This is a genomic window from Nocardioides sp. B-3, assembly GCF_024703895.1.
In the GTDB taxonomy this organism is placed as follows: domain Bacteria; phylum Actinomycetota; class Actinomycetes; order Propionibacteriales; family Nocardioidaceae; genus Nocardioides.
Window position 1 is genome coordinate 1,867,005 of the sequence record NZ_CP087968.1, and the last position, 12,958, is coordinate 1,879,962.

Sequence of the window (12,958 nt, forward strand, 5' to 3'; positions counted from 1 at the left end):
CACCACCCGGGTCATCGCCGAGGTGCCCGACGGCTCCGCCGCCGAGGCCACCGCGGCGGTCGACGCGGCCGCCGCCGCCTTCCCGGCCCGGGCGTCCACCGCGCCCCGGGCGCGCGCCGAGGTGCTGCGCCGCGCCTTCGAGCTGGTCGTCGCCGACACCGAGCGCCTCGCGGGCGTCATCCACGAGGAGAACGGGAAGTCGCTGGACGACGCGCGCGCCGAGGTGGCCTATGCCGCCGAGTTCTTCCGCTGGTTCTCCGAGGAGGCCGTGCGGACCGAGGGCGAGTACGGCGTCTCGCCGGCCGGCGGCACGCGCACGATCGTGACGCACCGCCCGGTCGGGGGTGGCGGCCCTCGTCACGCCGTGGAACTTCCCTGCCGCGATGGCGACCCGCAAGATCGCCCCGGCCCCGGCCGCCGGCTGCACGGTGGTGCTGAAGCCGGCGGCCGAGACGCCCCTCACGGCCCCGGCGATCGCCGAGCTCCTCGCCCGGGCCGGCGTGCCCGAGGGGGCCGTCAGCGTCGTGACCACGACCGCGCCGGCCGAGGTGGTCAGCACCTGGCTCACCGACGACCGCGTGCGCAAGGTGTCCTTCACCGGCTCGACCGGCGTGGGCAAGGTGCTGCTGCAGCAGGCCGCCGACCGCGTGCTCAACTCGAGCATGGAGCTGGGCGGCAACGCGCCGTTCGTCGTGACCGCCGACGCCGATCTCGACGCGGCCGTTGCCGGCGCCATGGTCGCCAAGTTCCGCAACGCGGGTCAGGCGTGCACGGCGGCCAACCGGTTCTTCGTCCACGAGGACGTCGCGACCGAGTTCGTCGAGCGCTTCGGCGCCGCCGTCGAGAACCTGCAGGTGGCGCCGCTGATCAGCGCCCGGGCGGTCGACGGCGTCACTGCCCCGGTCGACGAGGCGGTCGATGCGGGCGCGCGGGTGACCCACCTCGGCAGCACCGGTGCGGAGGGCTGGTTCTACCCTGCGACGCTGCTCGTAGACGTACGACCCGACATGCGGATCGCGCGCGAGGAGATCTTCGGCCCCGTCGTCTCCGTGCTCACCTGGCGCGACGAGCAGGCGATGCTCGCCCGGGCCAACGACAGCGAGTTCGGACTCGCGGCGTACGTCTACGCCGGAAAGCTCCGGGTCGCACTCCGGATCGCGGAGGCGCTCGACGCCGGGATGGTCGGCGTCAACCGAGGTGTCGTGTCCGACCCGTCCACGCCGTTCGGCGGGGTCAAGCAGAGCGGGATCGGACGCGAGGGTGCGCGCGAGGGCATCCGGGAATACCGGGAGACGCAGTACTTCTCCGTCGACTGGAGCTGACCGGTCAGTGGGCGCCCTGCAGGTTGAGCACGACCACGCCCGTGATGATCATCCCCAGCGCGGCGACCTTCATCGGGTTGAGGGACTCGCCCAGCCACAGCACGCCGATGACGGCCACGGCGGCGGTGCCGAGGCCGGCCCAGATGGCGTAGGCCGTGGACACCGGCATGTGTCGCACGACGAGCGCGAGCAGCCAGATCGAGACCGAGTAGCCGGCGATGACGAACACCGTCCACTGCGGATCCCTGAAGCCCCGGGTGCGCGGAAGCGCCGCGGTGGAGGCGACCTCGGTGGCGATCGCTGCCAGCAGCAGTCCGATTGCGGCGTACATCTCGCACATCCTTGTCGACGTGTGTAGCAGGTGCTACAGATCCAACTGTAGCACCTGCTACAGTCGCCGCCGTGGCCAAGGATCCTGAACGCCGAGAGGCGTGGACGCGCGAGGCGACCGACTACGCGCTGGAGCAGGGCCTGATCGGCCTGAGCCTGCGACCGCTCGCCGCCGCGATCGGCACCAGCGACCGGATGCTGCTCTACCACTTCGGCACCAAGGACGACCTCGTCGCCGCCGTGCTCCACGACTCCAACGACCGCGCCGTGGCGGCCGTCTCCGCGCTCGATCCGTCGACCGACCTGCGCGCCGCGGTGCACGACCTGTGGTCGGTGGTGCGGTCGGCGGAGTTCGAGCCGTGCACCCGGTTGTACGTCGAAGCGGCGGCGCTCGGACTCCTCGGCCGCGAGCCCTACGCCGGCGTCGTCCGCGAGGCCAACGAGCGCTGGCTGCGGTCGTTCGTCACGCACCTGACGAGGTCGGGCGTCGCCCGACCGCTGGCCGGGCGGGCCGCCACGATCATCGACGCGGCCTTCATGGGCTTCCAGCTCGACGCGCCCCCGGACGTCGGGACCACCGCCCGCAAGCGCGCCGTGGCCGACCTCTCCGACGCCGTGGCGGCGCTGGGTCGCTGACGGCGGGCTATCCCGCGGCGGTCCGGGCCGAGTCGAGGGCGCGGGTCGCGAGCGGCACGAGCAGCTCGCGGTCGACGGGGACCAGTCCGACGCGCGCACGGCGATCGAGCAGGTCGTCCACGTCGACGGCACCCTCGTGGGTGACGGCGAAGATGAGCTCGGCCGGGGTCACCGGGACTCGGGCGGAGAACGGCGCGATCAGCTCCTCGTCGGAGAGTCCGCTGACGGTCCTCGCGTTGTCGACCACGAGCGCTGCGTCGGTGCCGAAGCGGCGTACGAGCCGGGCGGGCTGCTCGAGGCGGGCGAGCTCGGCGCGTGACGCGGCACCCAGCAGGGGAGTCGTGGCCGTGACGCAGGGACCGGCCTCGAGACCCGCGGCGGAGACCGCGGCGTCGACCGCGTCCCGGGCCATCCGTCGGTAGGTCGTCAGCTTGCCGCCGACGATCGTGATGACACCGGTCTTGCTGGTCAGCACGGCGTGCCGCCGCGAGATGTCGGCGGTCGAGCCGTCGCCGGCGTCGATCAGCGGTCGGAGTCCGGCGAAGGCGCCGATCACGTCGCCGCGTCGCAGCGGCCGGTCGAAGGCCGCCGAGACGACGTCGAGCAGGAAGCCGATCTCGGACTCCGACGGGGTGGGCACGTCGGGGATGTCGCCCTCGACGGGCTCGTCGGTGAGGCCGACGTAGATCGTGCCGTCGGGCTGTGGGATCACCGGGACGAAGCGGCTGGTCGAGCCGGGGATCGGCGCCGTGACCGTGGCCCGCAGGTGCGGGACCGTGTCGGCGCGCAGCACGAGGTGGGTGCCGCGGCTCGGGCGCAGCGTGATCTCGTCGACGAGCTCGCCGGCCCACACGCCGGTGGCGTTGATGACGGTCTTCGCGGTGACGGTGCGGGTCTCGCTCGTCAGCTCGTCGCGCAGCTCGACGCTGGTGCCGGTCGCGCTGAGGACGCGGGCCCGGGTGCGGATGTGCGCCCCCTTCGCCGCGGCGGTGCGGGCGATCGTGGTGACGAGCCGGGCATCGTCCTCGAGCTGGCCGTCCCACGACAGCAGCCCGCCGCGCAGGCCGTCGCGGCGCAGGCTGGGGGCGAGGTTGATGGTCTCGGTGGCCGACAGCTTGCGCGGCTTGGGCAGCGTGGTCGCCGACGTGTGCGCCGTACGGCGAAGCATGTCCCCGGCCCAGAAGCCGCCGCGCGTCAGGAGTGCCGCAAAGGTGGAGACGCTCGACATCAACGGCGCCAGCATGGGCATCGCGTGCGTCAGGTGGGGTGCGGTGACCTCCATCAGGATGCCGCGCTCGATGGCGCTCTCATGGGCAACGCCGACCCGGCCCGAGGCGAGGTAGCGCAGGCCGCCGTGGACGAGCTTGGAGGACCAGCGCGAGGTGCCGAAGGCCGGGTCGTGGGCGTCGACGGCGAGCGTGGACAGGCCACGCGTCACGGCGTCGAGCGCGACGCCGGTGCCGGTCACGCCGAGGCCGATGACGAGCACGTCGACGTGGTCGGGAAGGTCGGCGATGCCGTGCCCGATGAGAAGTTCGGTCATGGTGCGAGCACTTTCGTGATGAGGAGGCGGGCCTCGTCGGCGAGGTCCTCTTCGCTGACGTCGTCGTCGACCATGGTGTGGCCGCTGAGGACGAACCCGTGGGCGGCGAGCACCAGCGACCGGGCCATCACGACGGGGTTGCCGGCCCGGATGGTGCCGACGGACTGTCCCTCGCGGATCGCGCCCTCGATCAGCTCGAGGATCAGGTCCCGGGAGCGGCCGCGGCGGTTGAGGAGATAGGGCAGGAGGAGCTCGGGGTCGAGCTCGACGATGCGCTGGAACAGCTCGTTGCCGCGCAGCGAGCGGACCGAGTCGACGATCTGGTCGGTGATCGAGGACTCCGGGTCGATCGCGGTGACGACGCCGGCCCACTCGCGCGTCATCAGGTCGCCCAGCAGCGTGGACATGTCGGACCACGAGCGGTAGATGGTCATCCGCGAGACGCCGGCCCGGCGGGCCACCTCGGTGAGGGTGGTGCGTCGCCAGCCGAGGTCGAGGATGCAGTCGCGGGCCGCGTCGAGGTAGCCGTCGGTCGCGGTGGTCTTCACGGGGTTGTGACGAAGTGACGTCATATGTCACACTGTAACACATGACCGAACAGATCGAGATGCACCCGCAGCGTTGGGGCAACCCGGCCAACGCCTCCTCCCTGCCCGAATCCGCCCTCGGCCTGATCGAGCTGGCCTTCGGCGTCAACGAGCAGCCCGCCGTCGACGGCGCGACCCCGCCGGCGCCCGTCATCGGAGCCGACGCCTTCGCCGCGCTGGCCGACGTCGTCGGGGCCGAGCAGGTGATCGTGGACGACGCGATCCGCGCGCTGCGCACCCGCGGCAAGTCCACTCCCGACCTGCTCAAGGCCCGCGCCGGCGACCTGAGCGACGCGCCCGACGTGGTCGTCCGCCCCGCCGACCGGGCCGAGATCGAGCGCCTGCTCGCGGTCGCCGTCGAGCACAACTTGGCGGTCGTGCCCTTCGGTGGCGGGACGTCGGTCACCGGTGGCCTCGTCGCCGCGCGGGCGCCGTACGCCGGAGTCGTGAGCCCGGACTCGGTGCGCATGAAGAAGCTCGTCGCCGTCGACAAGGAGTCGATGACCGCCACGCTCGAGCCCGGCCTGCGCGGCCCCGAGGCCGAGGCGCTGCTCGCCGAGCAGGGCCTGACGCTGGGTCACTACCCACAGTCCTTCGAGTTCGCCACGATCGGCGGCTTCGCGGCCACCCGCTCGAGCGGCCAGTCCAGCGCCGGCTACGGCCGCTTCGACGCGCTCGTCGTCGCGCTGACCGTGGTCACGCCCTCGGGCACCATCACCGTCGGCTCGGCCCCGGCCAACGCCGCCGGCCCCGACCTGCGCCAGGTCTTCCTCGGCTCCGAGGGTGCGCTCGGCGTCATCACCGAAGTCACGGTGCGGGTGCGCGAGCTGCCCGCCGTCAAGGTCTACGTCGGCTGGCGCTGGCCCTCCTTCGACGCCGGCGCTGCCGCGATGCGCACCCCGGCGCAGGCGGGCATGCTGCCGACCGTGATCCGGCTCTCCGACGAGGCCGAGACCGCGATCAACCCGGCCGACCCGTCCGCCATCGGCGCCGAGAACCCCGGCTGCCTGATGATCACCGGCTACGAGGGCACCCAGTCCGCGGTCGACGCCAAGCGCGCCGCCGTGACCGCACTGCTCACCGAGCTCGGCGGCACCGACCTCGGCGAGGAACCGGGCGAGAAGTGGGCGCACGGCCGGTTCAACGCGCCGTACCTCCGCGACTCCATGCTCGACGTCGGGGTGCTCGTCGAGACCCTCGAGACCGCCACCTTCTGGTCCAACCGCACCCGGTTGTACGGCGACGTGAAGGCCGCCCTCGAGACCACGCTCGGCGAGGGCACGATCGTGCTCTGCCACATCTCGCACGTCTACGAGACGGGCTGCTCGCTCTACTTCACCGTCGCGGCCAAGGAGTCGGGCGACCCGCTCACCCAGTGGGCCGCGGCCAAGGCGGCCGCCTCCGACGCGATGATCGCCGCCGGCGCGACGATCACGCACCACCACGCGGTCGGGACCGACCACAAGCCGTGGTTCCACCGGGAGGTCGGACCGGTGGGCGTGCAGACCCTGCGTGCGATCAAGGCCTCGCTCGACCCGGCCGGCATCCTCAACCCGGGAGTGTTGATCTAAGTGGACTCCTTCGTCTTCCTCGTGAACCCCGCCTCCGGTGGCGGCGCCGCGCCCGAGGCCGTCGTGCCGGTCGCGCGCCGACTGCGTGACCACGGTGCCTCGGTGGAGGTGACCTACTCGCCCGGCCCCGAGGCCTGCCGGGCGCTCGTGGCCGAGGCTGTCGGCCGCGGCGACGTCGTCGTGTCCGTCGGTGGTGACGGGATGCTCTCGTCCATCGCCGGCGCCGTCTCGCGGGCCGGTGGCACGCTCGGCATCGTGCCGGCCGGTCGCGGCAACGACTTCGCGCGGATGCTCGGCATCCCGAAGGACCCGCTGGCGCAGGCCGACGTGCTGCTCGCGGGCAACCGCCGCACGGTCGACATGATCAGCTACGGTGACCGGCTCGTGGCGGGCTCGGTCTATGCCGGCGTCGACGCGCGCGCCGCCGAGATCGTGGACAGCGCACGCTGGGTCCCCAAGATCGCGCAGTACCCGCTCGCCGCGCTGCGGGCGCTGGCGACCTACACGCCCGCCAGCTACCGGGTGACGATCGACGGCGTCGCCCACGAGTTCAACGGCGCCACGGTCGTGGTCGCCAACTCCGGCTACTACGGCAAGGGCATGAAGATCGCTCCCGCCGCCGTCCTCGACGACGGGTTGCTCGACGTCATCGTGATCGAGGCCGCGTCCAGGGCGCGCGCTGATGCGCTCACTGCCGAAGGTCTACGACGGCGCGCACGTGGTTCTCGACCAGTGCACGTCTTCACCGGCGGCTCGGTCACGATCGCGGCCACCTCGCGACGTCCCGTTCCGGTCGGTGGCGACGGCGAGGCACTCGGCGTGCTGCCCACGGACGCGTCCGCGCCCGCGACGGTCTCCGTGCTCCCCGGGGCGCTCACCGTCATCGCCTGAAGCTCCACACGATCAGCTCGGTGTCGGCCGTCGCCTCGAAGGCCGCACCGGGCTGATCCGTCAGTCGTACGGCGTCGCCCGCACCGAGCACCCGGCCCTCGAGCCTTCCTCCGCCGACCGCGACGAACGCGTGCGCCACGGCCGCGTCCGGGAGCTGGGCGCGTGCTCCTTCCCGAAGGCGCGCGATGCCCATGGACGCGCCGGCCGTGCCGATGTGCAGGCCTTGCTCGCCGACGACGGTCGTCAGCCCCTCCTGCGGGTCGACGCTCTCCGAGCGCCAGTGCGGCGCCGTACCCACCTCGTCGGGCTTGATCCAGGTCTGCAGGAAGCGGGTCGGGCCGCTGTGCCGGTCGGCGACCTCCGCGTGCCTGATCCCCGAGCCAGCACTCATCACCTGTATGTCGCCGGGTCGCAGCTCCTCTGTGTTGCCTGCGTCGTCCGTGTGCAGCAGCACCCCGTCGAGCACCCACGTGACGATCTCCGGGTCGGCGTGCGGGTGGTCGGGGGTAGCCGCCGCCGGGCGTGAGCAGGTCGTCGTTGTGGCAGATCATCGGACCGAAGCCGAGATTGGCCGGGTCGTAGTGCTCGCCGAACGAGAACGAGTGGCGGGTGACGCGGTCGGCCCTCGTTGTGGTGAACCTGTTCCATCCGGCGTACACGGCAGTGCTCATGGCGATATCTTCGCGGTCGTGAGTGTCTTCCCCCAGCTTCCCCCCGGCTTCCGGTTCGGGACCAGCACCGCGGCCTACCAGATCGAGGGTGCCGTGGACGAGGACGGCCGGGGCCCGAGCATCTGGGACACCTTCAGTGCTCAGGAAGGGCGGATCATCGACGGCAGCAGTGGCGCGGTCGCGTGCGACCACTACCACCGCTTCGAGGAGGACGTCGCGCTGCTGAAGCGGCTGGGCACCACCAGCTACCGGATGTCGATGAGCTGGTCGCGGATCCAGCCGACTGGCCGCGGTCCCGCGAACGAGGCGGGGTTGGCGTTCTACGACCGGCTGATCGACACCCTGCTCGCCCACGGCATCGAGCCGATGGTGACGCTCTACCACTGGGACCTGCCGCAGGCCCTCGAGGACGACGGTGGCTGGCTGAACCGCGACACGGTCGAGTGCTTCGCCGCCTACGCCGCCATCGTGGCCGAGCGCTTCGCCGACCGCGTGACCCACTGGATCCCGGTCAACGAACCCAACGTCGTCTCGTTCCTCGGCTATGCCGTGGGCCAGCACGCGCCGGGTCGCAACCTGATGTTCGATGCCCTCTGGGTCTCGCACCACCTGCTGCTCGCGCACGGCCGGGCCGCCATCGAGCTGCGTCGTTTCGGGGCCCAGAGCGTGGGGTGCGCCAACAACCACGCCCCCGTCTGGCCCGCCACGGACTCCGACGCCGACGTGGGCGCGAGCAAGCTCTTCGATGCGCTGTGGAACGGGATGTTCCTCGAGCCGATGCTGCTCGGCCGCTACCCCGCGGACCTGATGCCGCTGCTCGAAGGACTCCCCGAGCCCGGCGACATGGCGACCATCCGCCAGCCGCTCGACTTCTACGGCGTCAACTACTACAACCCGATGCGCGTCGCCGCTGCCCCCGAGGACGCGGAGATGCCCTTCGAGTTCGTCGACGTGCTCGGCTACCCGATCACCGACCGCGGCTGGCCCGTCGTGCCCGACGCCTTGCGCGAGTGGCTGATCATGTTCCGCGCGCTACCGCGGGCGCGCTGCCGCCGATCGTCATCACCGAGTCGGGTGCCGCCTACTCCGACGAGCCGGACGCCGAGGGTGTCGTCGACGACCAGCAGCGCATTGACTACCTCGCAGTCCACCTGCGCGCGGTGCAGCAGGCGATCGAGCGGGGTGTCGACGTACGCGGCTACTACTGCTGGTCGCTGCTCGACAACTTCGAGTGGGCCGAGGGCCTGACCCAGCGCTACGGGCTCGTCCACGTCGACTTCGAGACGCTCGTGCGGACGCCGAAGAAGTCCTTCGACTGGTACGCCGCCGGGATCGCCGCCCGTGCGCCCGTCATGCCCTGACGAGTCGGCGCAAGTTGCACACCGAGTCGGCGCAAGTTGCACGCCGAGTCGGCGTAAGTGGCACGCCGAGTCGGCGTCTCTGGGTAGTCAAGGCCGAGTTTGTCGTCAATCGGGCCATCCACCACCAACTCGCACTTAACTACGCCGCCACAGGGGATGTGCCGCCACTCGGCGTACGCGCCACGTCCGCACCGGGGCGCGCCGATAGGCTGCGGAGCATGTCGAATCGCCGGGTCGTGTTCGTGGTCGGATCTGGCCGCAGCGGCACGAGCACGATGAGCGGCACCCTCCAGACGCTGGGCCTGCACGTGCCGCAGCCGGAGGTCGTGGCCGACTCGACCAACCCCAAGGGCTTCGGCGAACCGCAGTGGGTCGTCGACCTGCACCAGGAGCTCCTCGCCCGCAGCGGCGTGCAAGTCTCCGATGCCCGGCCGCGCGCCCGGGCTGGACGCCGGCAAGCTCAGCGCCGACCACGCCGTCCGCGAGCGGGTGAGCGAGTGGCTGGAGTCGCAGTTCGCCGAGGGTGGCGACGAGCTCGTGATCAAGGATCCCCGTGCCGCGTGGTTCATGGGCCTGTGGCGCGCATCGGCCGACCGCTGCGACGCCACCTCGTCCTACGTCACCATGCTGCGCCCGGTCACCGAGGTGATCGGCTCCAAGAAGAAGTACTACGAGCAGCGCACCGGCGACGTCACTCGCACCGCCGCCCGGATCAACATGATGCTGCACACCGAGCGCGCGACGCGCGGAGAGGCCCGCCGGTTCGTGCGGTACGGCGACCTGCTGGCCGACTGGACGCAGCCGGTCTTCGCGCTGGGCGAGGCCTTCGACCTGACCTCGGTCAAGACCGCGATGGCCAACGACATCGCCCAGGTCCACAAGTTCATCGACCCCTCACTGCGCCGGGTGACGCTGACCCGGGACGACGTCGAGGTGCCGGCATCGCTCCGCGACCTCGCCGAGGAGACGTGGCAGACGCTCAACGGCCCGGCCGACGAGGGCGGCGACACGGCCGCGACGCACGAGCGCTGCGATCAGCTCCGCATCGCCTACGACCAGATGTACGCCGACGCCGAGGCGTTCGCCCACTCGACCGCGCTCGCCGCGCGACGAGAGGGTGCCGCCGCGACCCGGCGCGAGCTCGAGTCGACGCCCTCGAAGGGCGCACCGAACCGTGGCGCCGACCGCGTCCCGCACTCCGTGCGCGCTGGTGCCGGAGGGAGCCCGTCGCGGGCTCCGCAAGGCGCTCAACAGGCAACGCGGCCGGGAGGCCTGATGTCCCTCCCGGACATCCCCTCGCTCGAGGGCCTGCCCGACTACGACGTCACCCGGCCCCCGGAGCAACGGCGAACGCCTCACCCCCGGACTGACCTGCGTCTTCCGGGTGAAGAACGAGGCACGCAACCTGCCCCGGGTGCTGCCGCCGATCTTCGCCGCCGTCCAGCACGTGCTGCTGGTCGACAACGGGTCCGATGACGGGACCCTCGACGTGGCACGCCGGATCGTGGAGGAGTGCGGTGCGGCTGACCGGTTCACCGGGATCAGCTATCCGCACCGGGTGGCCCGGGCCGGGGGCGAGCACCTCGCGACCCCGGCCACCAGCGTCCACTCGCTGACGCACTTCTACAACTGGTGCTTCAGCCCGGGTCCGCACGTCCTACTCGATGAAGTGGGACGGCGACATGGTGCTCACTCCCGAGGGCGCGGGCATCCTGCGCGACCTGTCGTGGCAGCTCGAGTCGACGCAGACGATCGTGGCGATGCCGCGGCATCCCCTGACCGTCGTCGACGAGTCGACCGGTTGGCTCGACCTCTCGCTGCGCTTCCCGGAGCCGTGGGTCTATCCGATGGGACCGGACTTCACCTTCGTGAAGGCCTTCGACTGGGAGCTGCGTGAGTTCCCGGCCGCCACCGAACGCCCGGTCCTCCAGCAGGGCCTCTGCGTCGAGGTCAAGTGGCTCGACGCCGATGAATACGCCCATTGGCGCAAGGAGGGCGTGGACTTCACCAACACCCGCCTCTACCGCAAGCTGCGCGAGTTCGAGGTCGACGAGGCCATCCGCTCGGGTCGCCCCGAAGAGCTCGGCGGCTCGGTCCGCGTGGACGCCCCGCCCGGCATCCACATCATCGACTTCGTCACCCAGACCCGGCTGCGTCAGCAGCCGCGACCCCCGGTCAAGCACTCGCTGCCCGCGTCGCTGCGGGAACGGGCCCCCCGGACGGGAGCTCCTTCGTGACTCATCCCCTCGATGGCTTCACCTCCCCGGAACCCTTGCTCGTGGTCGGCGACGACGAGTCCGCCGCCGCCCCCGGCCCCCGACCGGGGCCACGTTCACGACCATCGCAGGCGCCACCGACATCGGCCGCGGCTGGAAGTCGGTCCTGTGGATGACCACCGATCGGGCGTCCCTCCGGCAACGGGCGTCGGCGCTGCCGCGGCTCGGCCGGGTCCGCGTCGTCGCCGTCTGGCTGACCGACGCGGCGGTGCCCCTCGTCGTACACCCCCGGCCCGAGTGGCCGGCGATCACCAGCCTGATGGCGCGTGAGGCAGGTCAAGGTGTGCTGACAGTGCTGCGGTTCGCGGCCCCGGTCCCCGCGCACCGGTGCTGATCGAGTGCGCCCGCCGGGCCGCCGACGGCGACCGCGGGCACGGTGGGCTGGTTGTCGGATATGCAGGACGCGACGCGGCGGCAGGCCTCCGACCCACGCGCCCCGTTCTTCGATCGACCCGAGGACGCGGGCGATCCGGGAGCGCGACGTGCCACCGGACGTGGTGGTGGGACGCGGCCGACACCCCGAGGTCCACGCCGTCATCGACCGCGCGCCCCTCGTCGTCACCGACCCCGGCCTCGAGCCCATCGACGAGCAGGTCGTCAATCCGCGCGGCTGGCGCAAGGACTGGGACGAGCCGGTGCGTGACTTCGTGCCCGGTCGGCTGACCGAGCGGGCGATCCGGGAGCTCCGCGGCGTCCGGGGCCTGCGTGTCGACCTCACGACCGCGGACCCCCGGACCGTGGCCGGCCTCGCGATGGCCGGCATCCCGCTCCTCGCGACCGGCACCAACGCCGCGCTCAGCGAAGAGCTGACCACTGCGCTGGCGACGAAGAACGACCTCGACGACCCCCTCGCCCGTGAGCAGCACAGCGTCACGACCCGACGCGCCGCGCTCGACACCCACTCCACCCTCGCGTGGCGGCGCGACCTCGCGGACCGTGCAGGCGTCCGGTTCGTCGCGCAGCCCGGGGTCAGCGTCCTGCTCGCCACGATGCGCCCGCACCAGCTCGACTTCGCGATGCGCCAGCTCGCGCGCCAGCAGGGCGTCGAGCTGCAGGTCGTCCTCGGCACCCACGCCCGGACGGTCGACGAGGACGAGGTCAGGGCCCGCCTCAACGGTCACGAGGTGATCGTGAGACCCCACGACAAGGACGCCTTCTTCGGCGACGTCCTCAACGACGCGGCGACCGTGGCCGACGGCGACGTGCTGCTCAAGGTCGACGACGACGACTGGTACTCCCCGCACGCCATCCACGACCTCCTCCTCGCCCGCCGCTACACCGGCGCCGAGGTGGTCGGCATGCCGAGCGAGTTCGTCTACCTCGAGGAGCTCGGCGTGACGGCCCGCCGCAACCACCCGACCGAGATCCACAACCGGTTCGTCGCGGGCGGCACGATCATGATCGACCGCCGGGTGCTGCGCAGCGTGGGCGGTTTCCGGCGCGCACGGCGATTCGTCGACGCTCAGCTGTTGAACGCGGTCGAGGCAAGCGGCGGCCGGATCTACCGCACCCACGGCCTCGGCTACGTCCTTCGCCGTACGGCGAGTGGACACACCCGGCAGTCGGACCCCGAGTCCTTCCGGAAGCCCGAGATCCTCGAGCGCGAGTGGCCCGGGTTCCACGCGCCGCCGGAGCTCGTCCTCGAGGAGGGAGACCTGCCGTGACGCAACCACTGGTCCGCCGCAACGAGTGGCGTGCGCTCCCCACCGTGGAGCTCGGCGCCCGGACCCCCACCAAGAGCGTCAGCGTCGTCGTCCCGACCTGGGAGCG

At 71.8% G+C, this 12,958-nt stretch carries 12 protein-coding genes and 3 pseudogenes; 11 read left to right on the forward strand and 4 right to left on the reverse strand.

Annotated features, from left to right (window positions below):
• Nucleotides 1–22: 22 nt before the first annotated feature.
• A pseudogene (locus LP418_RS30870) lies at nt 23–280 on the forward strand (aldehyde dehydrogenase family protein); the annotation flags it as partial.
• Nucleotides 281–344: 64 nt separating this feature from the next.
• Nucleotides 345–1,322: an aldehyde dehydrogenase family protein gene (locus LP418_RS12325; RefSeq protein WP_336275981.1), complete on the forward strand. Its 978-nt coding sequence runs from the start codon at nt 345–347 to the stop codon at nt 1,320–1,322.
• A gap of 4 nt (nt 1,323–1,326) precedes the next feature.
• Here the strand turns inward: LP418_RS12325 and LP418_RS12330 are convergent, their stop codons facing one another.
• Nucleotides 1,327–1,653 (reverse strand): DMT family transporter, encoded by a 327-nt coding sequence (locus LP418_RS12330; protein WP_257956481.1) that lies wholly within the window; start codon nt 1,651–1,653, stop codon nt 1,327–1,329.
• Between the two features lie 71 nt (nt 1,654–1,724).
• Here LP418_RS12330 and LP418_RS12335 point away from each other — a divergent pair, with 71 nt between their 5' ends.
• On the forward strand, nt 1,725–2,288 hold the full coding sequence (locus LP418_RS12335; protein WP_257956482.1) for a TetR/AcrR family transcriptional regulator: 564 nt from the start codon (nt 1,725–1,727) through the stop codon (nt 2,286–2,288).
• A gap of 7 nt (nt 2,289–2,295) precedes the next feature.
• Here LP418_RS12335 and LP418_RS12340 read toward each other — a convergent pair whose 3' ends face one another.
• Both LP418_RS12340 and LP418_RS12345 read right to left on the reverse strand, forming a co-directional pair.
• The gene (locus tag LP418_RS12340; protein ID WP_257956483.1) at nt 2,296–3,831 is read right to left on the reverse strand and encodes a glycerol-3-phosphate dehydrogenase/oxidase; all 1,536 of its coding nucleotides are present in this window, start codon (nt 3,829–3,831) and stop codon (nt 2,296–2,298) included.
• Nucleotides 3,828–4,379: a TetR/AcrR family transcriptional regulator gene (locus LP418_RS12345; protein WP_257956484.1), complete on the reverse strand. Its 552-nt coding sequence runs from the start codon at nt 4,377–4,379 to the stop codon at nt 3,828–3,830. Before LP418_RS12345 ends, LP418_RS12340 begins: the two co-directional genes overlap by 4 nt.
• Before the next feature lie 41 nt (nt 4,380–4,420).
• On the opposite strand from LP418_RS12345, the gene LP418_RS12350 reads away from it, so the two are divergent.
• On the forward strand, nt 4,421–5,989 hold the full coding sequence (locus LP418_RS12350) for an FAD-binding oxidoreductase (RefSeq protein ID WP_257956485.1): 1,569 nt from the start codon (nt 4,421–4,423) through the stop codon (nt 5,987–5,989).
• Nucleotides 5,990–6,880: a diacylglycerol/lipid kinase family protein gene (locus tag LP418_RS12355; RefSeq protein ID WP_257956486.1), complete on the forward strand. Its 891-nt coding sequence runs from the start codon at nt 5,990–5,992 to the stop codon at nt 6,878–6,880.
• On the opposite strand, the pseudogene LP418_RS12360 reads toward LP418_RS12355, so the two are convergent.
• Nucleotides 6,870–7,382 (reverse strand): annotated as a pseudogene (locus tag LP418_RS12360) (pirin family protein); the annotation flags it as partial. The gene LP418_RS12355 and the pseudogene LP418_RS12360 overlap by 11 nt on opposite strands.
• Here LP418_RS12360 and LP418_RS12365 point away from each other — a divergent pair.
• The 6 genes and pseudogenes from LP418_RS12365 to LP418_RS12390 form a co-directional block, all read left to right on the forward strand.
• Nucleotides 7,279–8,514, forward strand: a pseudogene (locus tag LP418_RS12365) (glycoside hydrolase family 1 protein); the annotation flags it as partial. The pseudogenes LP418_RS12360 and LP418_RS12365 overlap by 104 nt on opposite strands.
• A 47-nt stretch (nt 8,515–8,561) precedes the next feature.
• Nucleotides 8,562–8,912, forward strand: a complete 351-nt coding sequence (locus LP418_RS12370; RefSeq protein ID WP_257956487.1) for a family 1 glycosylhydrolase — start codon at nt 8,562–8,564, stop codon at nt 8,910–8,912.
• A 423-nt stretch (nt 8,913–9,335) separates the two neighbouring features.
• Nucleotides 9,336–10,388 (forward strand): sulfotransferase family protein, encoded by a 1,053-nt coding sequence (locus tag LP418_RS12375; RefSeq protein ID WP_257956488.1) that lies wholly within the window; start codon nt 9,336–9,338, stop codon nt 10,386–10,388.
• A gap of 188 nt (nt 10,389–10,576) precedes the next feature.
• Nucleotides 10,577–11,149, forward strand: coding sequence for a hypothetical protein (locus LP418_RS12380; protein WP_257956489.1), 573 nt, complete (start codon nt 10,577–10,579; stop codon nt 11,147–11,149).
• A gap of 151 nt (nt 11,150–11,300) precedes the next feature.
• The gene (locus LP418_RS12385) at nt 11,301–11,522 is read left to right on the forward strand and encodes a hypothetical protein (protein ID WP_257956490.1); all 222 of its coding nucleotides are present in this window, start codon (nt 11,301–11,303) and stop codon (nt 11,520–11,522) included.
• Between the two features lie 148 nt (nt 11,523–11,670).
• Nucleotides 11,671–12,852: a glycosyltransferase gene (locus tag LP418_RS12390; RefSeq protein WP_257956491.1), complete on the forward strand. Its 1,182-nt coding sequence runs from the start codon at nt 11,671–11,673 to the stop codon at nt 12,850–12,852.
• Nucleotides 12,853–12,958 lie beyond the last annotated feature (106 nt).